The 22355-nt window shown below is 58.5% G+C and carries 21 protein-coding genes; 11 read left to right on the forward strand and 10 right to left on the reverse strand.

Going from position 1 to position 22355, the window contains the following annotated elements; all coding sequences use genetic code 11:
• The first annotated feature begins 52 nt into the window (after positions 1-52).
• The 3 genes from J2Y91_RS07270 to J2Y91_RS07280 all read left to right on the forward strand — a co-directional run bounded on the left by J2Y91_RS07270 (position 53) and on the right by J2Y91_RS07280 (position 1833).
• Complete coding sequence (locus J2Y91_RS07270) at positions 53-448, forward strand: polyketide cyclase (RefSeq protein WP_133622449.1); 396 nt, start codon at positions 53-55, stop codon at positions 446-448.
• 42 nt (positions 449-490) lie between these two features.
• Entirely contained in the window at positions 491-1411 is a 921-nt protein-coding gene (locus tag J2Y91_RS07275; RefSeq protein WP_133622448.1) for a nucleoside hydrolase, read from the forward strand.
• 209 nt (positions 1412-1620) lie between these two features.
• Positions 1621-1833, forward strand: a complete 213-nt coding sequence (locus J2Y91_RS07280) for a YdgH/BhsA/McbA family protein (RefSeq protein ID WP_133622447.1) — start codon at positions 1621-1623, stop codon at positions 1831-1833.
• Positions 1834-1917: 84 nt separating this feature from the next.
• Here J2Y91_RS07280 and J2Y91_RS07285 read toward each other — a convergent pair whose 3' ends face one another.
• Together J2Y91_RS07285 and J2Y91_RS07290 are read right to left on the reverse strand one after the other, a co-directional pair.
• On the reverse strand, positions 1918-2787 hold the full coding sequence (locus J2Y91_RS07285) for a helix-turn-helix domain-containing protein (RefSeq protein ID WP_166643141.1): 870 nt from the start codon (positions 2785-2787) through the stop codon (positions 1918-1920).
• Positions 2784-3398: a TetR/AcrR family transcriptional regulator gene (locus J2Y91_RS07290; protein WP_166643140.1), complete on the reverse strand. Its 615-nt coding sequence runs from the start codon at positions 3396-3398 to the stop codon at positions 2784-2786. The genes J2Y91_RS07285 and J2Y91_RS07290 overlap by 4 nt, the downstream gene beginning before the upstream one ends.
• A gap of 227 nt (positions 3399-3625) precedes the next feature.
• Here J2Y91_RS07290 and J2Y91_RS07295 point away from each other — a divergent pair, with 227 nt between their 5' ends.
• The 3 genes from J2Y91_RS07295 to J2Y91_RS07305 all read left to right on the forward strand — a co-directional run bounded on the left by J2Y91_RS07295 (position 3626) and on the right by J2Y91_RS07305 (position 7116).
• Positions 3626-4657 (forward strand): LacI family DNA-binding transcriptional regulator, encoded by a 1032-nt coding sequence (locus J2Y91_RS07295; RefSeq protein WP_133622444.1) that lies wholly within the window; start codon positions 3626-3628, stop codon positions 4655-4657.
• 351 nt (positions 4658-5008) lie between these two features.
• Positions 5009-5929 carry a TIM barrel protein gene (locus J2Y91_RS07300; RefSeq protein ID WP_133622443.1) on the forward strand — a complete coding sequence of 307 codons (921 nt, stop codon included), beginning with the start codon at positions 5009-5011 and terminating at the stop codon, positions 5927-5929.
• A 14-nt stretch (positions 5930-5943) separates the two neighbouring features.
• Complete coding sequence (locus J2Y91_RS07305; protein WP_133622442.1) at positions 5944-7116, forward strand: Gfo/Idh/MocA family protein; 1173 nt, start codon at positions 5944-5946, stop codon at positions 7114-7116.
• A 248-nt stretch (positions 7117-7364) separates the two neighbouring features.
• Here the strand turns inward: J2Y91_RS07305 and azuC are convergent, their stop codons facing one another.
• Entirely contained in the window at positions 7365-7442 is a 78-nt protein-coding gene (azuC, locus tag J2Y91_RS23165) for a stress response protein AzuC (protein ID WP_488175364.1), read from the reverse strand.
• A 266-nt stretch (positions 7443-7708) separates the two neighbouring features.
• On the opposite strand from azuC, the gene J2Y91_RS07310 reads away from it, so the two are divergent.
• Complete coding sequence (locus J2Y91_RS07310) at positions 7709-8344, forward strand: LysE family translocator (protein WP_133622441.1); 636 nt, start codon at positions 7709-7711, stop codon at positions 8342-8344.
• Here J2Y91_RS07310 and J2Y91_RS07315 read toward each other — a convergent pair.
• From J2Y91_RS07315 to J2Y91_RS07325, 3 genes are all read right to left on the reverse strand, one after another.
• Positions 8331-9101 (reverse strand): helix-turn-helix transcriptional regulator, encoded by a 771-nt coding sequence (locus J2Y91_RS07315; RefSeq protein ID WP_133622440.1) that lies wholly within the window; start codon positions 9099-9101, stop codon positions 8331-8333. The two genes, J2Y91_RS07310 and J2Y91_RS07315, sit on opposite strands and share 14 nt — an antisense overlap.
• A 33-nt stretch (positions 9102-9134) precedes the next feature.
• Positions 9135-9707 carry a manganese efflux pump MntP gene (gene mntP / locus J2Y91_RS07320; RefSeq protein WP_048917819.1) on the reverse strand — a complete coding sequence of 191 codons (573 nt, stop codon included), beginning with the start codon at positions 9705-9707 and terminating at the stop codon, positions 9135-9137.
• A 320-nt stretch (positions 9708-10027) separates the two neighbouring features.
• Positions 10028-10624, reverse strand: coding sequence for a short chain dehydrogenase (locus tag J2Y91_RS07325; RefSeq protein WP_253537714.1), 597 nt, complete (start codon positions 10622-10624; stop codon positions 10028-10030).
• Positions 10625-10725: 101 nt separating this feature from the next.
• Between J2Y91_RS07325 and J2Y91_RS07330 the strand changes: the two genes are divergently transcribed.
• Positions 10726-11613 (forward strand): LysR family transcriptional regulator, encoded by an 888-nt coding sequence (locus tag J2Y91_RS07330; protein ID WP_253537717.1) that lies wholly within the window; start codon positions 10726-10728, stop codon positions 11611-11613.
• A gap of 60 nt (positions 11614-11673) precedes the next feature.
• On the forward strand, positions 11674-11916 hold the full coding sequence (locus J2Y91_RS07335) for a DUF1158 family protein (RefSeq protein WP_048917822.1): 243 nt from the start codon (positions 11674-11676) through the stop codon (positions 11914-11916).
• A 198-nt stretch (positions 11917-12114) separates the two neighbouring features.
• On the opposite strand, the gene mgtA is transcribed toward J2Y91_RS07335, so the two are convergent.
• Positions 12115-14796, reverse strand: a complete 2682-nt coding sequence (gene mgtA / locus J2Y91_RS07340) for a magnesium-translocating P-type ATPase (protein WP_253537719.1) — start codon at positions 14794-14796, stop codon at positions 12115-12117.
• Positions 14797-14988: 192 nt separating this feature from the next.
• Complete coding sequence (locus J2Y91_RS07345; RefSeq protein WP_048917824.1) at positions 14989-15687, reverse strand: MgtC family protein; 699 nt, start codon at positions 15685-15687, stop codon at positions 14989-14991.
• Positions 15688-16445: 758 nt separating this feature from the next.
• Between J2Y91_RS07345 and J2Y91_RS07350 the strand changes: the two genes are divergently transcribed.
• Entirely contained in the window at positions 16446-17774 is a 1329-nt protein-coding gene (locus J2Y91_RS07350) for an MFS transporter (RefSeq protein ID WP_133622435.1), read from the forward strand.
• A 283-nt stretch (positions 17775-18057) separates the two neighbouring features.
• On the opposite strand, the gene J2Y91_RS07355 is transcribed toward J2Y91_RS07350, so the two are convergent.
• Together J2Y91_RS07355 and pdeH are read right to left on the reverse strand one after the other, a co-directional pair.
• Entirely contained in the window at positions 18058-20115 is a 2058-nt protein-coding gene (locus J2Y91_RS07355) for an AsmA family protein (RefSeq protein ID WP_133622434.1), read from the reverse strand.
• 61 nt (positions 20116-20176) lie between these two features.
• Entirely contained in the window at positions 20177-20950 is a 774-nt protein-coding gene (gene pdeH, locus J2Y91_RS07360; protein ID WP_133622433.1) for a cyclic-guanylate-specific phosphodiesterase, read from the reverse strand.
• Positions 20951-21235: 285 nt separating this feature from the next.
• Between pdeH and kdgK the strand changes: the two genes are divergently transcribed.
• Entirely contained in the window at positions 21236-22168 is a 933-nt protein-coding gene (kdgK, locus tag J2Y91_RS07365) for a 2-dehydro-3-deoxygluconokinase (RefSeq protein ID WP_133622432.1), read from the forward strand.
• Positions 22169-22355 lie beyond the last annotated feature (187 nt).

A 22355-nucleotide genomic window follows, 5' to 3' on the forward strand; every position in this document is an offset into this window, starting at 1 on the left:
CCGCCGCCCCCGGTGTTTAAATCCGCTAATCATCATCGACCGGAGGTTTTTAATGCTGTCCTCACACACCCTTAGCCTTGCCATTCATCGTAACTGGGTCGATCTCTATGAAACGATCTGGAAACCCGAGTTCTTCCCGAAGTGGGCTTCCGGCCTTAGCCAGGGTCCGCTGGAGCAGGAAGGCAGCGTCTGGAAAGGCCATGGACCACAGGGTCCGGTCAAGGTGCGCTTCACCGATCACAACCCGTTCTGCATTATGGACCACTACATCGACAGCGGTTACAGCAAGGAAATTTTTGTGCCGATGCGTATCGTCGCCAATGAAGAAGGGGCGCAGGTACTGATTACCCTGTTCCGCCAGCCGCTGCTGTCGGACGAAAAGTTTGCCCAGGAACTGGAATGGGTGAAAAACGATCTCCAGGCGCTGCATAATCTGCTGACCCGCTGATGTTCAGGCAGGGATGCGCGCTCAACGGATAAGGAGCTTCTGATGGAAAAAGTGATCTTTGATACCGATATTGGCGTCGATGACGCTTTTGCGCTGGCGTATGCGGCGCAAAGCGTCGATATCCTCGGCATTACCACCGTTTTTGGCAATGTTCCCGTCGCGCAGGCGGTCAGCAATGCCCGGCTGTTCAGCCAGAAAATCAACCTCGACGTGCCGATCTATCGCGGCTGCTCGCGCCCGCTGGCGCATCAACCCACCGTGCCAGCCTGGGCCGTACACGGTAAAGACGGCCTCGGCGGCGTATTTGATAACCCGTGGAGCGGAGCGGCGGAAAATGCCATTGAATTTATTATCCGCAGCGTGCGCGCGCATCCTGACGCGCTGACGATTGTCGCCATCGGTCCGCTGACCAATATCGCCACGGCGATTAACCAGGCACCGGATATTATTCCGCAGATTAAACAGCTGGTGATGATGGGCGGCGCGTTCGGCAGCCACGGCCACGCCGGCAACGTCACGCCGTTTGCGGAGTTTAATATCTGGAAGGACCCGCACGCCGCCGATCAGGTGCTGTGCAGCGGTATTCCGGTGGTGATGCTGCCGCTGGACGTCACGCTGGAGGTGCAGCTCAGCAGCGACGAGATCCGCTCCCTCAACCATCCGGTACTCAGCGCAATCTCGCAGGGCTATATGGAGTACGCCCTGCAAAAAGAGGGCATCGCCGGCATGGCGCTGCACGATACCCTGACCATCGCTTACCTTAATCACCCGCAGTGGTTTGGCGTGACTGAATCCCCGGTGCGCGTGGTGACCGACCGCGTTTCCCGGGGTCAGACGCTGCGCCAGCTGCAAAGCCCGGCGTCCATGGACGATCCCTTTGCTGGCTGCCCGCGCCATAAGCTGTGCCTGACGGTAGCAGCAGAGAAAGTGAAAGCACATTTCCTCACTACGCTGCGGCGTTAATTCAGGTTCCAATTGGGCTGGTCAAATGTCACAAACTGTCCACTGTGTCAGGCCAGCTTTATAAGCGTAAAACAGCGTCAATTGTTGAACAATAATTTTGAACAACTTCTGCAAAACCCTCCGCTATCAGATTTCCTTCAGCAGGCGTAACATTGTTTTCAACGGGGCACAACGCCCCAGCCAATCAAACTTAATGAAGGAATTACCCAATGAAATCTATCAAAACTTTTGCTGCTGTTATCGTTCTCTCCACCGTCTCTTTCGCCAGCTTCGCGCAGAGCGTGAGCGCTACCGGTTCAACACTGGACGGCGCTGAAGCGAAAATCGCCGCTCAGGCAGAGCAGGCTGGTGCTTCTTCATACAAAATCACCGGTGCTAACTCCAACAACGGTGTCTACATGACCGCTGAGCTGATTAAGTAACTCTGCACCACCGGCAATGCCCGAACTCTGCATCCCAGGGGGCGGGCATGCCCGTTTTACCCCCCCTGCTTTCCCCACTTCACGTCAAACCATCACCGGCACGAAATAATCAATCTGGGCCTGCTTGCCAGCCACAGCGGCAAAGCTTTGCGCATCAATGCGTTCAATGTCGTAGCCGTCACGACGCACCGCACCGGCGGTCGGCAGGGCATGTTCATAAATCAGCTTGATAAAATCCGCGTAGTGACGCACATCCCCGCGAAAGGTGAAGTGCAGGTAAGGCTGCCTGACGATTTCAAGCTTAAGCGGCGCGACCGCTGAGGGCGCGTCATTATCCAGACAGGTCAGATACTGCAAGGTGCCGCAGTCATCTTCGCGCGGGCCGCCCTTAACCACGTTAGTCAGGCCGTACAGCGTGCCGGGGTTTGCGGCCCTGCCCGCCAGCCGCGCCTGCCAGAACCGCTCACGCGCCGCCCAGTCAAAGTCACTGATGGTCGCCAGCGTAAAGGCATACTCGTTCAGCGCGCCCGTCAGCTGCAGTCCATCCAGCTCTACCTGCTCTCCCTGCGGGACTGATTGCGCGCTGAGGTTGATTGGCGGGCACAGCCCTTTGCACGACCAGTGCAGCGCATCACGATACTGCGCGGGCGTGACGTTGAAGTGGCGCTTAAAGGTTTTGTGATAGACATTGTGGCTGGAGAAGCCGTGCTCGCTGCCCACCGAATCGATCTGGCGGTCAAACAGCCGCAGCATAAAGGCGCTGGATGTCAGCCGCCGCTGACGGCAGTAGGACGCCAGCTTCTGCCCGGTCACTTCTTTAAAAATGCGCTGCAAATGCCATTTCGAATAGCCCGACTTTTCCACAAAATCGTTTATCGTCAGCGGCGTATGGATATTCCCTTCCAGCCAGTGCAGCAGTTGATGAACAACTTCCTGTTTGAAGGTCGATTTCACGATGGTTCACTCTCTCGGGTCAGGGCCAGTAAATGGTTTTTCAGGATCTGCGCATCGCGCACGGCGCTGTGCACTTCCAGCGAGCCGGACAGCCAGGCGCCGTCCGTCGCCAGCCGCGCCACCTCATGCAGCGGATGACTGTCGGTCAGCTGGTGCTGCTGTAAACGCCCCGCCAGCCATGCATTCCAGCGCTGGCACAGGGCGGGGGATGCCATCATCGACAGCGAGAGGGGAATATGAATATTCTCTCCGCGCTGGGACATCTCCTCAAACGCCGTGGTGATATACGCCCGCGTAAAGCGGCCGCCAGGATGGGGATCGGCTGCCATCAGCGCGTCTATCTCCTGCTCGCGCTCTGCCATAAAGGCATCAAACACCGCATCCAGCAGCGCCTGCTTGTGGGGAAAATGGTGAAAAAATCCGCCTTTTGTCACGCCTGCGGCGTCAGAAACGGCCTGCACGGTTACGCCGCTCAGCCCCTGGCGGGCGGCCAGCTCGGCCGCACACTGGATAAGTGCGGCGCGCACCTGCTCAGGCTGCTTTTTACGATGCCAGCCGCGCTGACAGGAGGGCGTTTCGCCAGCTGAGCTGCCGGATTGGGAGGATTTCATCAACATTCTCTTCACAAAAGATACCGGGCGGTATGTTTGCACAAGATAGCATGAAATTTGTGCTTTCCGCACCTTATCCTCACAGCAAAATGAAACGTTCAGACCTTAATACTCAAATAATAAAAAAAATAATCTGACTCGCGTCATATCCCGCAGATTTATCCACGCCATCGACTGACCGGACGTGATAGTTTTTTCGCATTACGCATGCCAGGGAGCCGTAGCCGATGAAAAAAACCACGCTGACAGACATTGCCCACGAGGCCGGAGTGGGTGTTGCCACCGTTGACCGGGTGCTGAACCGCCGCGCCCCGGTCAGGCCCGACACGGAAAAACGGGTGGTGCAGGCCGCGACGCGCCTCGGTTACCGCTTCGACCCCGAGTTTCTGCCGCAGGGTGCTCCACTTCATCGTAGCGGCACGCTGCGCATCGGGGTGATCCTGCTGTCGCGCGACTACTCCTTTTACGACACCTTCTCCCGCGCGCTGGAGAAGCAGGCCGCGCCCTACCTGCAGGAGGGCACCGGGATTGAATTCGCCTTTCACGGTATTCATGCCATTGAACAGACCGCCGCCGCGATTGAGCAGTTAAGTAATAGGGTCAATATGCTGGCGTTAATCGCGCTGGATAACGCGCTGATACGCCGGGCAGTGGAGCAGGCGGTGAAGAAAGGGGTGAAGGTCTTCACCATCCTGTCGGACCTTTCGCCATGCGGCCATGCGGGTTACATCGGGCTGGATAACCGCAAGGCGGGAAGAACCGCCGCCTGGGCCGTTCAGCGCCTGAGCGGGCCGCCTGGGAAAGTAGGGGTGATCGTCGGCGATAACCGCTTTCTCTGCCAGGAGACCTGTGAGATCAGCTTCCGCTCCTACCTGCGTGAATACGCCACCGGGCACAGGGTGCTGGAGCCGGTAAAAAGTTTTGAAAACGTCGAGCGCGGCTACCAGGTCACGGCGGAACTGATCCGCAATCATCCTGAACTGTCGGTAATCTATGCGCCGTGCGGCGGCGTCGAAGGGGTGGTCAATGCCCTGCGCGACAGCAGCAGGCGGCAGGAGATCACGCTGATCTGCCATGGCCCGTTGCAGGATGCGCAGCTGGCGCTGATCGACGGTACGCTGGATATCATGATCGCCCACCGGCTTGATGAGCTGGCCGCACGGGTGATTGAGGCGATGCAGCTGGCACACAGCCAGGAGTCGGGCAGCTTTATCGCACTGACCAGCGGCTTTGAGCTGATGACTAAAGAGAATTACTGATCCCTGCCCCCTCCGCGCGCGGCGCTGGGCGCCGGATAACATCCTGAAATGGCGATAATGATAGAATTTTATCATTTAAAACTATCAAAAATAGTGAGATCGCCATCAAAAAATAAACATTCCATCATTGATGGTAATGGAACATTCATTTGATACTCCCTGCAAATAACCGTTGCAGGAGTATCCCGTGCCCTCATTTCCCGCGCCAACAAACCCCTCAGCCAGCACTCCCGGCTCCCCCGGCTGGGCCGTCGCCAACGTCATTACCGGCTGCCTGGTGCCGCAGGAACATGCCGCTCGTCCCAACTTGAAAGCAAAACCGCGCCTCATTAATTCACAAAGGAGAGCGTGATGACGATTCATATTGCTAACGCGCCCTGCAGCTGGGGGGTGGACGACCCGAAAAACCCGCATCTGCCGCCGTATGAGAAAGTGCTAAAAGAAGCGGCGCAGGCGGGCTATCCGGCCATCGAACTTGGCCCGTGGAGCTACCTGCCCACCGACCCGGCGCGGCTGACGCAGGAGCTGAACCAGTACGGTCTGACGATTGTTGCGGGTACGATTTTCGATGACCTGGTGAGCGCAGCTAACTTCCCGGCGATGATCGCCCTGACCCACACTCTGTGCGGCAGCCTGGCCAAAGTCCCGACCGCCAGCAAAAAGCACGGCGATAACCTTGCGGCGCCTTATCTGGTAATTATCGACTTCGGTAACGCCGGGCGCGCGCGCCTTGCCGGTCAATACCACAAGGCAGAACGCCTGTCCGACAGCGACTGGCAGCGCATGATAAGCCACATCAACGAGATCTGCCGCATCGCTCAAGGGTACGGCGTGCGCCCGGTGATCCACCCGCATGCCGGGGGCTGCATCGAGTTTGCCGACGAGCTGGAAAAGCTGGTGCGGGATATTCCGCACAGCGTGGCGGGCCTGTGCCTCGACACCGGGCACCTCTACTACGCGGGCATGGACCCGATCGCGGCGCTGGCGCACTACTTCGACCGCATCGACTACCTGCATTTCAAAGACGTCAACGATGCGGTGTTCAGCGATGCGATCGCCCGCGAGCTGGACTTTTTCACCGCCTGCGCCCAAGGGGTGATGTGCCCACTTGGTCAGGGGGCGATTGACTACCCGGCGGTGCGTGCCCTCCTCGCAGAGCGCCACTATCAGGGCTGGATCACCATCGAGCAGGAGCGCGACCCGCGCAATGCCGATGGCAGCCTGCACGACGTCACCGAAAGCCTGCGCTACCTGAACAGCGTCGGATTTTAATTAAGGAACATCACATGATTAACGGCATTAAACCTCTCGACCGCTCCCTGCGCTGGGGCATGGTCGGCGGCGGCGGCACCAGCCAGATTGGCTATATCCACCGTTCCGCTGCGCTGCGCGACGGCACTTTTACCCTGATTGCGGGCGCGTTTGATATTGATGCGGCGCGCGGCCGGGCCTTTGGCGAGAGCCTGGGCGTCGACGGCGAGCGCTGCTACCCGGACTATCAGACGCTGTTCCAGCAGGAAGCGCAGCGCGCTGACGGCATTGAGGCGGTTTCGATCGCCACGCCGAACAACACCCACTTTGCTATCTGTAAGGCGGCGCTGGAAGCCGGGCTGCACGTGGTGTGCGAGAAGCCGCTGTGCTTCACCACGGCGGAAGCCAAACAGCTGGCCGAACTGAGTCAGCAGAACAACAAAATCATCGGCGTTACCTACGGCTACTCCGGCCATCAGCTGATCCAGCAGGCGCGCAGCATGATTGCTGAAGGGCTGCTGGGCGATATCCGCATTGTGAATATGTCGTTCTCACACGGCTTCCACCACCAGGCGGTGGAGCTGGATAACCCGAGCACCCGCTGGCGCGTCGATCCGAAATTTGTCGGGCCAAGCTACGTGCTGGGCGACCTGGCGACGCACCCGCTGTTCCTGGCGGAAACCCTGCTGCCGCAGCTGAAAATCAAGCGTCTGATGTGTTCGCGCCAGAGCTTTGTTAAAAGCCGGGCGCCGCTGGAGGACAACGCCTTTGTGCTGATGGAGTACGATAACGGCGCGGTGGGATCGCTGTGGTGCTCGGCGGTGAACTGCGGATCGATGCACGGGCAGAAGATCCGCGTGATCGGATCGAAAGCCAGCCTGGAGTGGTGGGACGAGCAGCCCAACCAGCTGCGCTATGAGATTCAGGGCGAGCCGGTGCGCATTCTGGAGCGCGGCATGGGCTACCTCGCCGCACGCGCGCTGGAAGAGGACCGCATCGGCGGCGGCCACCCGGAAGGGCTGTTTGAAGCCTGGTCGAATCTTTACCGCCGTTTTGCCGTGGCGATGGATGCCACCGATCGCGGCGACACGCAGCTGCTGGCCGATTTCTGGTACCCGGACGTGCATGCCGGCGTTGCGGGCGTGCAGTGGGTTGAGCGCTGCGTCGAGTCGGCGGATGCCGGGGCGACGTGGGTGGATTTCGCGTAAAATGAGAGGGTCAGGCATGCCTGTCCCGCGTGAAATCCCTCCAACGATCGGGCGGCCCAACCGTACGGGTCGACCATTTTTTTCGGTCGACCCGTAAAATGCGCTAATAGCGCTCTGTCAGAACGTCACCTCTTCTCAGCATGGAGTCGTAAGGAATTTTTTTGTCGTGCGCGGAGGAAGCGGTGGAGGTGATAAGCCCCGGTCAATCCGTGACCGAAGTTATCGAGGGTTTTCGGTTGCTGCCGGGCTTAGAGTACGGCGCCTGGCGGTACGTGTTTGAAGGTATCGACATAGATGCGAAACACGTATTTAAAGAATTTTTTCATGGGGTCCGCTTGTAACTTTTGTTGAATTACGCAAAAAAATTATACAACCAGCGCGTTTTTCAGGCAATAAATTTTGAAGCAGATCACACTTTAGACTTTTAGTATGTCAGGAAAAAGTTAAACCTTCCCTAAACGAGCCGCTGCGCTTAGCGATTTCTCCGCTTGATTAGCGGCGCAGTTTACTACCCGCCTGCGCAATTTTTTCCAATATTTTCCCATCGGCAGCGGTGATAATCTGCCTATCTTTCATGCCGGATTGGACGCCAATGCCCTTCTCTAACGGTTTTTTACTCAGTCTTTCTCTCTGCCTCGACATTGGCATCGCCAATATCGCGATGATCACTCTGGCGATGCAGCGCGGTTTTTTTCACGGCCTGTGGCTGGGGATCGGCACCTGCATTGGCGATCTGATCTACGCGATCCTCGCCATGGCCGGAATGGCGGTGCTGTTGCAGTTCACCCCGGTGCGCTGGGTGCTGTGGATTGGCGGTTCGCTGATCCTGCTGTGGTTTGCCTGGAAGATGGTGCAGAGCGCGCTCAAGCCTGCTACGTCACTCAGCGTCGGTGATATTGGCGAAGCGCTGAGCATCCGCCAGAACTTTTTGCGCGGCATCTTCCTGGCGATGTCATCACCAACGGCGATCCTGTGGTTTGCCGCCGTGGGCGGCGCGCTGATTTCGCGCATGGGCAGCGGCAGCACGGCGGATTCCGGCTGGTTTTTAAGCGGCTTCTTTCTGGCGGGCGTCAGCTGGTCAGTGATGCTGTGCGCGGTCGGCAGTATTGGCGGGCGCATGCTCGGGGCGAAAATGCTGCGCTGGTCGTATATCGCTTCGGCAGCGATCTTCTGCTACTTCGCGGGTTATGTGATTGTTTCCGGCTATCGCGAGTTTATCGGCGGATAAGGCGCAGGTATTGATGCGGCGTGATGCCCATCATTTTACGGAAGCTGTTAATAAAGTGGCTCTGATCGTAGAAGCCCAGCCGGTGCGCCACCTCCAGCGTGCCGTGCTGATGGCGCAGCAGATTGCGCGCCGCCAGCAAGCGCAGCTGCATATGGTACTGCAGCGGCGCAATGCCCATCTGCTGACGAAACTGCCGCACGAAGTGGAATTTGCTCAGCCCGGCAGCGGCGGCCAGCTGGTCCAGCGTCAGTTTGCTGGTCAGGTTATCACGCATACACTCCAGCGCCTGGCCCAGCGACTCGGGGGCCGATGACAGCGCTTCATCCCGGCTATATTTCAGCAGCTGGCTGGTCAGCCACAGCAGGTTTTGCTGCTGCACCTCCTGCTCCTGCGGCGACTGCGCAAAGCCACAGATTGCGGCAAACAGCTGGGGATCGCGCAGCACCCCTTCCCGCAGGATCGGCGGCGCACGATCGGCGAGATCGGCAAACACCTGCTGCGGCAGGTGCACGCTGAAAAACTCGACCGGACGATCGCCAAACTGCGAGGCCTGTAAAGTTTCGGGGTTGTAGAGGGTGATTTCCCCGGCGTGGACCGTCAGGGTTTGCTGATGCAGGCTGAGCTGTTCAACGCCGCTGAGATTGGCACTGATTACATACTCTTCGTGCGTGTGCAGCGGGAAAGCCGCATTGCGGGCGGTGAGGTGCGCGCACTCTATCTGATTGTGGCTGTTCCAGTTAACGACCGATAACGCCATATCCGCTCCGCTGCGCGCTGAAAGGGCGGAGGATTAACTCATCAGCCCAAGGTGTTCAACCAGAATACTCGAACCGATACCGATCAGCACCACGCCGCCGAAAATTTCTGCCCATTTGCCCATCACCGGGCCAAGGAAGCGGCCGAGCAGGATACCCGCGGTCGCCATAATCATGGTCGAGGCGCCAATCGCCAACGCGGTAGTGACGATATTGACCTGCAGGAACGCCAGACCAACGCCCACCGCCATCGCATCAAGACTGGTGGCGACTGCGGTACAGACCAGCAGCCAGAAACCGTGACGGGTTGGCGCTTCTTCCGGCTCCTGTTCTTTTTTACGCAAGCCTTCAACGATCATACGGCTGCCTAAAATAAACAGCAGGCCGAATGCGACCCAGTGATCCCACGCCATCACGTATTGACTGGCGGCAAGGCCAATAGCCCAGCCAATCAGCGGCGTCAGCGCTTCAATCACGCCGAAAATCAGACCGGTGCGCAGTGCTTCTTTCAGGGTCGGACGATGCAGGCTGGCACCTTTGCCAATTGCCGCTGCGAAAGCGTCCATCGACATGCCGAAAGCGAGAATCAGGGTGGCGTATAGGTTCATTGTATTTATCCCGGTCTGAAGCGACGGGTGCGTTCCAAATCGTTAAAACATCAGCTTATGTCGGAAAAATAGCCACAAGCCAGCTCAAGTGAAACGCATCCTAGCACGCAAATGGCCAGAAAAAAAGACAGTAAAATCAGGGATTTGAGTATAGCCTCGGCTATACTTTTTAACAGCGGCTATTTTAGACAGGGATTTTAAAGCGGAAACTGTAAAAGAATTACCGTCTTACAAAAAGAGTAGGGATATACACCCCTGAAGGCGTTGGGGGATATTTCGCCCGTTTAAGACGCCAGTATCCCCCACTATTTCCGGCGGCATTACCAGACGCGGTAAACGCGCCCCGTCTCATTGCCATCGACGCTGCGGCGATAGGCTAATGCCACGCGGCTGGCCGGGGCACTTTCAAATCCGGGGAAGAACGGACCGTAGCTCTCCAGCGATTCGGTTAATACCGTCGGGCTGACGGCGTTGATGCGCAGGCCGTTTAGCTCATTGGCCGCTGCCAGCACGAAGCCTTCCAGCGCCGCATTGACCGCGGTGGCATTGACGCCGGTACGGATCGGCTGCTGCGCCAGGATGCCGCTGGTCAGGGTAAAGGAGCCGCCCGGGTTAACGAACGCTTTGCCGATCAGCACCAGGCGCACCTGGCCCATCAGCTTATCCTGCAGCCCTCTGTCGAACTGCGCGCTGGTCATTTCGCCCAGCGGACCGAAGTGCACGCCGCCGGTGGCGGAAATCACCGCATCGACCTTCCCCGTGCTGGCAAACAGCGCTTTCACACTCTCTTCACGGGTCAGGTCGACCTGGAAATCGCCCTGGGTTTTTCCCACGCGGATCACCTGATGGTCACGGCTCAGTTCGTTCACGATGCTCTGGCCGACGGTACCGGATGCGCCAATCACTAAAATTTTCATCTGTTCTCTCCTCATAGGTGCGGTTGATGGATTGTCGCGCAGTGCAGAGCCGGGATAAATGCGCGATACTTTCGGGAACTCCTAACCCAGGGTTTGTAATCATGGATAAATTACGCAGTATTGAAGCCTTTATCTGCGCGGTCGACAGCGGCAACTTCAGCGAGGCAGCGCGGCGGCTGGATATCACCGCCGTGATGGTCGGCAAGCATGTGCGCCAGCTGGAGAGCGCGCTCGATACCCGCCTGCTGCAGCGCAATACCCGGCGCCAGAGCCTGACGGAAGCGGGCGAGAGCTACTACCGGCAGTGCAAACAGGCGCTGCTGCAGCTGCGAGTGGCGGAAGAGAGCGTGGAGAATATGAAGCGCACGCCGTCCGGGCTGCTGCGCATCAGCGCGCCGCTCAACCTTGGGGCCAGTGCGGTGGCTGCAGTGGTCGCCCGCTACCAGGCGCGTTACCCGCAGGTGAAGATCGAGCTGGATCTCAACGACAACTTCGTCGATCTGATCGCCGAAGGGTTTGATTTCGCCCTGCGCGTGGGCAGCCTGAAAAATGCCGAACCGCTGGTTGCCCAGAAGCTCGGGGATTATCAGATGGTGGTGTGCGCCGCGCCGGAATATCTGGCGCAGCACGGTACGCCGCAAACGCCAGAGGCGCTTTATCAGCACCGCTGCCTGTGCAATATGGCGTGGAATAAGGGCAATGCCTGGCGGCTGGGTGAGGTGCAGTGGCCGACCGACGGCAGCTTTATCTGTAACGATGGCCAGGCGCTGCGCCAGGCAGCGCTGGCCGGGGCCGGATTGATTCTGCAGCCGCATATTCTGCTGGCGGAAGATATTGCAGCGGGCCGGCTGGTGCCGCTGCTGCGCGAGTGGCAGCAGAGCAGCCGCCCAATCCATCTGCTGTGGCGCCAGGATCTCAGCCCGTCAGAGAAGCGCAGCAGCTTTGTCAGCTGGATGCGCGAACAGCTGCCGCTGGCGCTGGCCGTTTAAAGGTTGAACCGCGGGCATCGATGGCTGAAAATAGCCGCAACTCGCTGACACGGAACCGTGATGAAAAATCCATTTTTAACTTTTTTGATGCCGATGAGTACGCTGATGCTCGGCTTTCTTTCGGCGCTGCTGCTGCCTGCACCGGCATTTGGCCTGACGCTGACGCGTAAACTGGTGGAGATGTTCCATCTGGCGGATATCAGCCAGCTGTATACGCTGGTGTACTGCCTGTGGTTTTTACTGCTGGGCGCGCTGGAGTATTATGTGATTCGTTTTATATATCTGCGGTTTATCCGCCCTTAACGTCAAGGGTCGGGCATGCCCGCCCCCTACGCTTAGGTTCACTGGATTGCTGTAGGGGCGGACCTCATTTTCGGTCCGCCCGCTCGGGCGCCTCAGCCGCTAAAAATCATTGCCATACCGCTGGAAAAAATCAGCAGGCCGATAAAAAACAGCACGATAGCGGTGACTGCATTGTCTTTTTTCACCATTATTTCCCCCTCAGAACCACTGGCCGAAACGGCGGATATACAGGCGCTTCATGCCCTGCGTCAGCAGGCAGTAGCCGAGCAGCGTGGCCAGCAGCCATGGGAAGTAGTTCCACGGTAGTGGCACCAGCCCAACGGCGTGACCCAGCGGTGAGAACGGGATCATGATGCCGAGAATCATCACCAGCCCGGTGGCCAGCATCACCGGCAGCGCAGCGCGGCTCTGGATAAACGGGATCTTCTGGGTGCGCAGCATATGCACCACCAGCGTCTGCGACAGCAGCCCTTCAACAAACCAGCCGGACTGGAACAATGCCTGCATTTCGACGCTGTTGGCCGCAAAGACATACCACATCAGGCAGAAAGTCGAGATATCAAAGATCGACGACGTCGGTCCCATCCACAGCATAAAGCGCCCGATGTTCTTCGCATCCCACTTACGCGGCTTGCGCAGGAACTCTTTATCCATTTTGTCCCACGGCAGCGCCAGCTGTGACAGGTCGTACATCAGGTTCTGCAGCAGCAGATGGATTGCCAGCATCGGCAGGAACGGAATAAACGCGCTGGCAACCAGCACCGAGAACACGTTGCCGAAGTTAGAGCTGGCGGTCATGTTCAGGTACTTGATGATATTACCGAAGGTCTCGCGCCCCTTAATCACCCCCTGTTCCAGCACCATCAGGCTTTTTTCCAGCAGGATGATATCCGCTGACTCTTTGGCGATATCGGTGGCGCTGTCAACGGAGATCCCGATGTCCGCCGCACGCAGCGCGGGCGCATCGTTGATGCCGTCGCCGAGGAAGCCGACGGTGTGGCCGTTGCTCTGCAAAGCCTGCAGAACGCGGGTTTTCTGCTGCGGGCTGAGGCGGCAGAACAGCGTTCTCTGCTCCACCAGCCGCGCCAGCTCGGCATCGCTGATGCGTGAGATTTCACTGCCGCACAGCGGGGCGCCCGGCTCCAGCCCGACCTCCCGGCAGATCTTACTGGTGATAATCGCGTTATCTCCGGTCAGAATCTTCACCGTGACGCCATTTTCATGCAGCGCAGCAATCGCCGCGGCCGCGCTCTCTTTCGGCGGGTCGAGGAACGTCAGCAGGCCAGTGATGACCAGATCACGTTCATCGGCCGCGCACAGCGGCTGAGTTAGTGCATGCTCACTTACATTGCGCGACGCGACCAGCAGCACGCGGAAGCCCTGCTGATTATACTCTTCCGCCAGCAGCTGCACCTTCAGACGCGCGGCATCATCCAGCGGACGCACTTCACCCGCATCCAGCCAGAAAGAGGAGACTGCCAGCATCTCATCCACTGCACCTTTGCAGATCAGCAGCTGCTTTTGCTCGTCGGCCACCAGCACCGACAGGCGGCGGCGTTCGAAATCAAACGGCAGCTCGTCGACTTTTCGATAGCGCCACAGCCCGCTAACCGCCTGATTTCCCTGGCTGAAGCCGAGAATCGCCTTATCCATCAGATTTTTAACACCGGTCTGATGGCGGCTGTTAAGCCACGCCTGTTGCAGCACGCGCTCATCGCGCTGCCCCTGAAGGTTAAGGTGCTGGGCCAGAATAATCCGGTCCTGAGTCAGGGTGCCGGTTTTATCGCTGCACAGCACGTCCATCGCCCCAAAGTTCTGGATAGCATTCAGTCGCTTAACCACCACTTTGCGTTTTGACAGCGCAATCGCCCCCTTCGCCAGGTTTGAACTGACGATCATCGGCAGCATTTCCGGCGTCAGGCCGACCGCCACCGCCAGTGCAAACAGCAGCGCATCGCTCCAGTCGCCTTTGGTGTAGCCGTTGATCAGCAGAACAATTGGCACCATTACCAGCATAAAGCGGATCAGCAGCCAGCTGACACTGTTGACGCCTCTGTCGAAGGAGGTTTGTGGGCGCTCACCTACTAATGACTTCGCCAGCGAACCAAACCAGGTCTGGCTGCCGGTCGCAACCACCACCGCCGTGGCGCTGCCGCTGGCGACGTTGGTGCCCATCAGGCAGATCCCCGGCTGGCTCAGCAGCTCCTGCTCGTCAATCTCTGCCGCCTGATTGGCCGCCAGCGACTGGCTGTGGGTGTCGTACTTTTCAATCGGCAGGGCTTCGCCGCTCAGCGCCGCCTGGCTGACGAACAGATCGCGGGAGGCCAGCAGCCGCACATCAGCGGGGATCATATCCCCGGCGGAGAGCATCACGATATCGCCCGGTACTACCTGCTGCAGCGGCACTTCCATGCTGACCGCTTCGCTGTCGGCGTGGCTGCGGCGCAGCACCGTGGCGGTGGTGCTGACCAGCGATTTCAGCGCTTCCGCCGCTTTGTTGGTGCGGTACTCCTGCCAGAAACGCAGCAGCCCGCTCAGGCTGACCATGATCAGCATGATGATCACGCCGGTCAGGTCAGTCTCTTCCCCTTTACGCGCGGGTAGCAGGTAGTCGGTAAAGAAGCTGATGGCAGCCAGCACCATCAGAACCCAGATAAATGGGTTGTTAAACGCCTGCAGCAGCTGCACCAGCGCCGCCGGGGCCTTATCGCTGGCAACCTGGTTCGGGCCATAATGTTGCAGACGGGCTTCTGCATCTTCCTGGGTCAGTCCCTGACGCTGGGTATTAAGACGAGCCAGGGTGTTATCCAGGCTCTGGGTGGCCGCGCTGGCAATCGCCAGGTCACGCGCCATTTTCAGGTTGGCTTTATGCATTTTCATAGGCCAGCTCCCTTGAATGAGGTGTTTTTTACGCGCAGGAAACCGCTCCTGCGAACGAGGATTTTTTTCATTATTCAGAGGGGGCGGAGCTGACAGGTGGGAGGGAACGCGCCTTAGTTGCCGTTATGCCTCCTCAGTTGCCACCGCCGCCTTTCTCGGGATGGAGGTTCTTTCATCGTGATGCTCCTTTAGTTAAGCCGTGATGGCCGGGGCGATTTGCCAGTGCACCGCACTGACGCTCTTTTCCAGGCTGATGCGACAGACGATATTTTCGATTTCCCGCTGTGCGGCGGGGAATGCCATCACTTCGGCGCTCACTTCCAGATGCCCGGGCCGGGCAATATCTGCGCTGTACAGCGACTGCAGGCGCAGCGCCATGCCGTTCAGTGCCTGGAGGATCAGCGTGCGCACCATAATTTCATCTTCGCTGCCGCAGACAATCTGAATGCGGTAGCGCTGTTCGGTTTCGTTATCCACCGCGCGCGGCTGCTTATTGATGCGCTGGGCCGCCTCGCGCAGCAGGATATTGGCGCACAGCAGCACCAGCGTGGCGGCCACCGCGTTGGTGAACTGACCGAGCCCGCACAGTACGCCGACCGCAGCGGAGCACCACAGCGTGGCGGCGGTATTAAGGCCGGAGATATTCACGCCCTGGCGCATAATTACCCCGGCACCGAGAAAGCCGATGCCGGAGACAATCTGTGCGGCAATACGCCCCGGGCTGTCCGGGGAAGTGCTGATTGAACTCAGAATAAAAATTGCTGCACCGGTCGCCACCAGCGCATTGGTGCGCAGGCCGGCCATGCGCTGACGCCACTGGCGTTCAGCACCGATAATCGCGCCCAGCGTTACCGCCAGGGCCAGATGCAGGATAAAAGGGGTCCATGTCATTTTCTCGTCCTCATTATCGTCTCACGACGGGAGTTGAGGTGCGCGCAGGCGCACCGGTTACGGGCTAATCAGCGCGTGAAACCGGGAGGAAACAGATGATGACGTTGTGGCGTAATCAGTAAACGGCGCATAAGCAATCCCTGTCCGGCAGTAAGCCTGGACGATGTTCAGTATCAGATTACGGGATGCAACAGCTCTGGGGAGAGGTGGAACATGGCCCGCCGGTAAACGGCAGGCGCACAATAGGAGTGGGCCTGCCTTTATAACGTGTCAGTTACAGGGTGACTGTCCAATTGTGTGCTCCTGAGAAGAAAGTGGGCGAATTCTAAACCGCACAAGCAAAGTTGTAAACCTTGATAACTGTTTCCTGTATAAACCTTTTATCAACGAGCGATGAATCTTCCCGGGCGGCTTGGCGAAACATCCCGTCATATCAGGCTACATCCTGATAATAAAATGGCGAAATAGCGGAATATGGGAAAACTCAGCCTGAAAACCAGTTGAAAATCGCGACCTCTGGCGATAATTCGCGCAAAAGACAGCATTTATCGCTGGGGGCTAACTTTTATTTAGCCTTTTTGCAGTGATTCCCGCCAGAAATAGTCGATTTCACCCTGCCATCTACGTGCAATTATCGCGTATTGAAAATTATCCACTTTTTGCCCGCCAGGCCCGGCGCGGCGGGGTTTTTTCACCATTGAATGCACCTTATGCTGTGCGTAAGATTCTGTGTTCACTTCTACTTATAAGAAACAATTATGCCAGCCTCAATCGCACCCGCTATCGCCACCGATCCCGACGCCACGCCCGTAAACTCACGCGGAAAAGTAGTGATTGCGTCGCTGGTCGGTACGGCTATCGAATTCTTCGATTTCTATATTTATGCCACTGCGGCAGTGATCGTCTTCCCGCATATCTTCTTCCCACAGGGCGATGCCACCGTGGCGACGCTACAGTCGCTGGCCACCTTTGCTATTGCCTTTGTTGCCCGCCCGATTGGCTCGGCGCTGTTTGGCCACTTTGGTGACCGCGTCGGGCGCAAAGTGACGCTGGTCGCATCCCTGCTGACCATGGGTATCTCCACCGTGGTGATCGGCCTGCTGCCGGGCTACGAGACGATTGGCGTCTTTGCCCCGCTGCTGCTGGCGCTGGCGCGCTTTGGTCAGGGTCTCGGACTTGGCGGTGAATGGGGCGGCGCGGCGCTGCTGGCGACGGAAAATGCCCCGGCGAAAAAGCGTGCGCTGTATGGCTCGTTCCCCCAGCTCGGTGCACCGATTGGCTTCTTCTTCGCCAACGGTACTTTCCTGCTGCTCTCCTGGCTGCTGACCGACGAGCAGTTTATGACCTGGGGCTGGCGCGTGCCGTTTATCCTTTCTGCGGTGCTGGTGCTGATTGGCCTGTATGTGCGCGTCTCGCTGCATGAGTCGCCGGTATTTGCCAAAGCGCAAAAAGAGAAGAAGCAGGTAAAAGTCCCGATCGGCACCCTGCTGACCAAACATCTGGGCACCACGGTGATCGGCACGTTTATCATGCTGGCAACCTATACGCTGTTCTACATTATGACAGTGTACTCAATGACCTACGGCACCACGCCAGCGCCGAACGGGCTGGGGATCCCACGGAATTCCTTCCTGTGGATGCTGATGGTGGCGGTAATTGGCTTTGGCGTGATGGTGCCGATTGCCGGGATGCTGGCGGACCGCTTTGGCCGTCGCAAAACCATGATCGTGATTACGCTGCTGATTATCGCCTTCTCGCTGATCTTCCCGTCGATGCTGGGTTCTGGTAACCAGGCGCTGATTATGGCCTTCCTGCTGTGCGGGCTGAGCATTATGGGGCTGACCTTCGGCCCGATGGGCGCGCTGCTGCCGGAGCTGTTCCCGACCGAAGTGCGGTATACCGGGGCGTCGTTCTCTTACAATCTGTCGTCGATTCTCGGGGCGTCAGTCGCGCCTTATATTGCCACCTGGCTGGCGCACACTTACGGCCTGTTCTACGTCGGCATTTACCTGGCCGCCATGGCCTGCCTGACGCTGATTGCGCTGATCCTGTGTAAAGAGACGCGCCACGAATCGCTGTTTGATTGATCCTGCCCCACGCACGGGTCGACCGGAAAAAATGGTCGACCCCTACAAAACTGTAAATACGGGTCGACCGGTAAAAAAAGGTCGACCCCTACAAAACTGCAAATACGGGTCGACCGGAAAAAATGGTCGACCCCTACAAAACTGCAAATACGGGTCGACCGGAAAAAATGGTCGACCCCTACAAACTGCAAATACGGGTCGACCGGAAAAATGGTCGACCCGTACAAAATCATCAGACTGCTGTCGGGGCTGACCCTCTTTTGCGGTCAGCCCGCTTCCCGGGTTATTTCCTTTTCATCTGCTGCAACACACGGGTGCACTGATTATCATCGTTATCGCTCGGTGAGATCAGCGCCAGCAGCGCGGCGGCCGGCGCCACCACGGCACCCAGCGCCACAGCGGCGGCACCACGGGCGATCAGCGGGCCAGCTTTTACCCCGGCATCCGGGTTTTTAAAGGTGCCGCGCACGTACAGCGGCGAGCGCAGGGTAATAATCCTGATGCCCTTGCTGTCCGGGTTGATCGACAGATCCAGCCGCTCGTTGGCGAAGTTAGTGGTACCGGTAATATTGATAATCGCGTTTTCGGTATCAAAGATAAACAGCCGTGAGGACGCCAGGCCGTTGTTCACCTGCAGGTTAGCGGCGGCGCAGTTGATTTTCACCTCATCGTCGCCAAATAGCTTGCCGACCACGTAGTTCCCGACGTTCAGGCCGACAATCTCCATCAGGCTGCGGCTGATCAGGCCATCGTTCATCAGCAGCTTGAGCTCGCCGTTGCTGGTTGCCAGCAGGTCGGCCACCGAGTTACCCCGCCCGCTCAGCGTAGCGTCACCGTTCATCTGGCCGAGGGCGCTCTGCATCGCCTCGACGTCCGGGAACAGCTGGCGCAGCTTCAGATTGCGCGCGTGCAGATCGATGCGCCCGCGCATCGGCGATTTATCCCCTTCCAGATGCAGCGTGGCATTGAGATTACCGCCCGCCATGCCGAAGCGCAGCGGGTCGAGCAGCAGGTCGCCGTTTTTCAGGGTGAGATGAGTGGAAAGATCGCTGATCGGCAGCGAACTGCTGTGTTCTATGCGCTTGCCGCTGAACTTCACATCGGCATCCATCACGTCCCAGCTTTTGGTATCAAACTTGTCGTGCGGCAGCACGCGGTCGGCAGGCTGGCTGGTGGCCTCGCCGCGCTTCGCCTTGGCCTGCTCGGTTTTCTCGCTGCCCTTGCCTGATTTGACGCCAATCAGCGGACCAAGGTCAGCCATGCGCAGCTGGCGGGATTCCAGCGCCCCTGCCAGTTTCGGGCGAGGTTTGCCCTGGGTGTAAGTGAGCGAGCCGTGAATATCGCTGTCGCCGATATGACCGTTAAAGTTCTGATAGCGGAACACCGGGCCGCCCTTCTGCTGGAAGCGCGCCGTCAGATGGCCGTCGGTCTCATACGGTGGCGTATCGGGCAGCAGAATGCCGGTCAGCCCATACAGGTTGGCCAGCGTATCGCCGGAGAAGCGCAGGCGGATATCCACGCCGCCGAGATTCATCGGATCCTGAATGGTGCCCGCGACGCGCACGCGGGTCGTGCCGTTACGCAGGTCGGCCTGGATCGGGAACGGCGTGGTCTGGCTGCGCAGCGACAGCATGCCGCCAATCTTGCCGTCTCCATTCAGCTTCTCGTTGTTATAGGTGCCGCTGGCGTGCCAGCCAAAGACGAAATCGGCGGCGCCCTGCTGCTTATCATCGCCGCCTGCCAGCTGCGCATACGGCACCGGTTTGCCCAGTGGATCCACCGTCACCTGCACATCAGCTTTGTTGATCGCATCGCGATAGCCAATCTGCCCCTGGTCAAACGCGATATTATCGAGGCGGAAGGACCACGCTGACGGCGCGGCATCATCCTGCTTCTGGTCACTGCCAGCGAGGTTAAAGGTCCAGTTGTTTTTCTTATCGGCGGTCTGCACCAGCTTCGCTACCGGCTGCTGCAGCTTGATCCACGGCAGGTAAACCTGCTTGCCGAGCAGGGCCAGCGGGGAGATAGTGGCATCGACGCGCTGCAGATGCACCATCGTCACATCGGGGATTTCCGGCGGGTTGCCCAGCATAATATCCTGAGCATGAATGTGCGGCCACGGCACCCAGGAGCGCCAGCCCGGCTCGCTGCGGTTACGCTCCCACGCCACGCCAAGGTCGCCGCGAATGGCGAATGGGCGGTTGATCTCCGCCGACACTTTCTGGTTGATGGTCGGCTTCAGGCGATTCCAGTCAAAGGTGGCTATCACCACCACAATCACCACCACCAGCAACAACAAAATCCCGGCTATCCAGCTAATTATTTTCCCCGTACGCGACATTCGTCGTCTCCTTGTCGGCTTCCATCTCCTGTAAAGATAGTCCAGACGACGGCAGAAGGCATCAGACAAGGTTTAGCGGCAGGCTCTCCAGCTGGTCAAACGGCAGCGGGCGGGCGAAGAAATAGCCTTGTGCGGCGCTGGCGGGGGAGTTACGCACCTGCTCCCACTCCTCTTCGGTCTCCACCCCTTCAACAATCACCCCTTTGCAGTAGCGATTGATCAGCGCCAGCAGCATGCCGAACAGGTTGCGCCCCTCTTCGCTCGCGCGCAGCAGGATAAACAGCTCGCGAGCCAGCTTAATGTAGTCGTACTTCAGCTCGGTCAGCGCCGAGAAGTTCGCCATGCCGCAGCCGAAATCGTCCAGCCACAGCGGGCCAAGCTCCGGCATCTGCGCGAAGATCGCATCCTGCGGCAGCACGTGGTGCTCGACCAGCTCAAAGCGCACCCACGGACAGCGCGCAATCAGCTGGCGAATCGTGCGGTTGTGCTGGATCTCCAGCAGCGTCGGGCCGTCGATATTGACCGAGGCCACAATCCTGGCGCTGACAAACTTATCTTCCCATTGCGCCAGCAGGTCGAGCTGCTCGGCGACGATTTGCAGGCGCTGGCTGATTTCCAGCGTGGCAAAATAAAGCTCCGGCGACACTCTCTGGCTCGGCGCGGTGGGGTGAAACACCGCAGTGAGCAACTCAATTGCCATCAGGCTGCCGTCAACCCGGTAAATCGGTTGGAAGTTATAGGAACGCTGACACTGCTGCCAGTACCCCGGTTCTTTAAGCTGCTCTTGAACAACAATTGCGTTTGGTAGCCGGTGACTGAGGCTATTCAGCACCATTATTGTGACCCTTTATCTGTGAGACCGCCTTCATATGGCATCCCGTGTTGCAAGTATCGGCCACGGCCCTGAGAACTTTATCGGCATTACGGTCACGCCTCTGCGTTAAGTGTCACCGATATTCTGCCGCTTCAATCGCCAAAACAGGTGCCTTTTGGGGCGTTTTATCAGCAGTTGGTCACGGCTAAACCGCCATCACAATAAAAATAAAACGACGTTTTAAATCATTGACTGTTGCCCCGCGCCCGGCGAGACTGTGAGCAGATTTTTTATCGGGCGAAGACTATGACGCAGCAGAAACTGGCCGTGATCGGCGAATGTATGATTGAACTCTCCCAGCAGGGCCGCGAGATGAGCCGGGGTTTTGGCGGGGATACGCTTAATACGGCGGTGTATGTTGCCCGCCAGGTGGCCCGGCAGGCGCTGCGGGTGGATTACGTCACCGCACTCGGCACCGACAGCTTCAGCCGCGAGATGATCGCCGCCTGGCAGGCGGAAGCGCTGCACACCGGCCTTATCCAGCAGATGGACAACAAGCTACCGGGCCTGTACGTGATTGAAACCGATGCCCGCGGCGAGCGCACCTTTTACTACTGGCGCAATGACGCCGCCGCCCGCTACTGGCTGGACGGCGAACGTGCAGACGCCATCTGCCAGCAGCTGGCGCATTACGACTACCTCTACCTCAGCGGCATTAGCCTGGCTATCCTCAGCCCGTCAGCGCGCGAAAAACTGTTCGCGCTGCTCGCCGATTGCCGCGCCAACGGCGGCAAAATCATCTTCGACAATAACTATCGTCCGCGCCTGTGGCCGAGCCGGGAAGAGGCGCAGGCCGCCTACCGGGCGATGCTGACCGTTACCGATATCGCCTTCCTGACGCTGGATGATGAAACCCTGCTGTGGGGCGATGCGCCAGCATCCGCCGTGATTGCACGCACGCAGCAGGCCGGCGTGAGCGAAGTGGTGATCAAACGTGGAGCCGATGCCTGCCTGGTGGCCGTGGGTGATGAGCCGCTGCTGGAGGTGCCGGCGGTGCACCTGCCGCCGCAGGCGGTGGTGGATACCACGGCCGCCGGTGACTCCTTCAGCGCCGGCTATCTGGCGCTGCGGCTGACCGGAGGCAGCGCTGCCGATGCGGCCAAACGCGGTCACCTGACCGCCAGCACCGTGATCCAGCATCGCGGCGCCATCATTCCGCGCGCGGCGATGCCGGAATAATATTGCCAGGCGGCACACTCTGCCGCCTGACTTATTTACGCTGATTAACTCAAATTAATACTCCTCACAAACTCCTCTTCAACGCCTATTATTTACAACGTTTATTTATGGCTAAATAAACAGTTTGAGTTTAGAGAAATCTTGCAAAAAAACTAATGTAAGCGCGCGCTGAACCCAGGCGCGCTGC

The sequence above is a fragment of the Erwinia aphidicola genome (assembly GCF_024169515.1).
Taxonomy (GTDB): Bacteria; Pseudomonadota; Gammaproteobacteria; order Enterobacterales; family Enterobacteriaceae; genus Erwinia; species Erwinia aphidicola.

Excerpts from the sequence above, each read along its gene's own strand:
- J2Y91_RS07295 (WP_133622444.1), top strand. The coding sequence starts at position 3,626 with ATGAAAAAAACCACGCTGACAGACATTGCCCACGAGGCCGGAGTGGGT.
- J2Y91_RS07280 (WP_133622447.1), top strand. The coding sequence starts at position 1,621 with ATGAAATCTATCAAAACTTTTGCTGCTGTTATCGTTCTCTCCACCGTC.
- J2Y91_RS07275 (WP_133622448.1), top strand. The coding sequence starts at position 491 with ATGGAAAAAGTGATCTTTGATACCGATATTGGCGTCGATGACGCTTTT.
- kdgK (WP_133622432.1), top strand. The coding sequence starts at position 21,236 with ATGACGCAGCAGAAACTGGCCGTGATCGGCGAATGTATGATTGAACTC.
- J2Y91_RS07350 (WP_133622435.1), top strand. The coding sequence starts at position 16,446 with ATGCCAGCCTCAATCGCACCCGCTATCGCCACCGATCCCGACGCCACG.
- J2Y91_RS07335 (WP_048917822.1), top strand. The coding sequence starts at position 11,674 with ATGAAAAATCCATTTTTAACTTTTTTGATGCCGATGAGTACGCTGATG.
- J2Y91_RS07315 (WP_133622440.1), bottom strand. The coding sequence starts at position 9,101 with ATGGCGTTATCGGTCGTTAACTGGAACAGCCACAATCAGATAGAGTGC.
- J2Y91_RS07310 (WP_133622441.1), top strand. The coding sequence starts at position 7,709 with ATGCCCTTCTCTAACGGTTTTTTACTCAGTCTTTCTCTCTGCCTCGAC.
- J2Y91_RS07330 (WP_253537717.1), top strand. The coding sequence starts at position 10,726 with ATGGATAAATTACGCAGTATTGAAGCCTTTATCTGCGCGGTCGACAGC.
- mntP (WP_048917819.1), bottom strand. The coding sequence starts at position 9,707 with ATGAACCTATACGCCACCCTGATTCTCGCTTTCGGCATGTCGATGGAC.
- J2Y91_RS07345 (WP_048917824.1), bottom strand. The coding sequence starts at position 15,687 with ATGACATGGACCCCTTTTATCCTGCATCTGGCCCTGGCGGTAACGCTG.
- J2Y91_RS07305 (WP_133622442.1), top strand. The coding sequence starts at position 5,944 with ATGATTAACGGCATTAAACCTCTCGACCGCTCCCTGCGCTGGGGCATG.
- pdeH (WP_133622433.1), bottom strand. The coding sequence starts at position 20,950 with ATGGTGCTGAATAGCCTCAGTCACCGGCTACCAAACGCAATTGTTGTT.
- J2Y91_RS07355 (WP_133622434.1), bottom strand. The coding sequence starts at position 20,115 with ATGTCGCGTACGGGGAAAATAATTAGCTGGATAGCCGGGATTTTGTTG.
- J2Y91_RS07270 (WP_133622449.1), top strand. The coding sequence starts at position 53 with ATGCTGTCCTCACACACCCTTAGCCTTGCCATTCATCGTAACTGGGTC.
- J2Y91_RS07325 (WP_253537714.1), bottom strand. The coding sequence starts at position 10,624 with ATGAAAATTTTAGTGATTGGCGCATCCGGTACCGTCGGCCAGAGCATC.
- J2Y91_RS07290 (WP_166643140.1), bottom strand. The coding sequence starts at position 3,398 with ATGAAATCCTCCCAATCCGGCAGCTCAGCTGGCGAAACGCCCTCCTGT.
- mgtA (WP_253537719.1), bottom strand. The coding sequence starts at position 14,796 with ATGAAAATGCATAAAGCCAACCTGAAAATGGCGCGTGACCTGGCGATT.
- azuC (WP_488175364.1), bottom strand. The coding sequence starts at position 7,442 with ATGAAAAAATTCTTTAAATACGTGTTTCGCATCTATGTCGATACCTTC.
- J2Y91_RS07300 (WP_133622443.1), top strand. The coding sequence starts at position 5,009 with ATGACGATTCATATTGCTAACGCGCCCTGCAGCTGGGGGGTGGACGAC.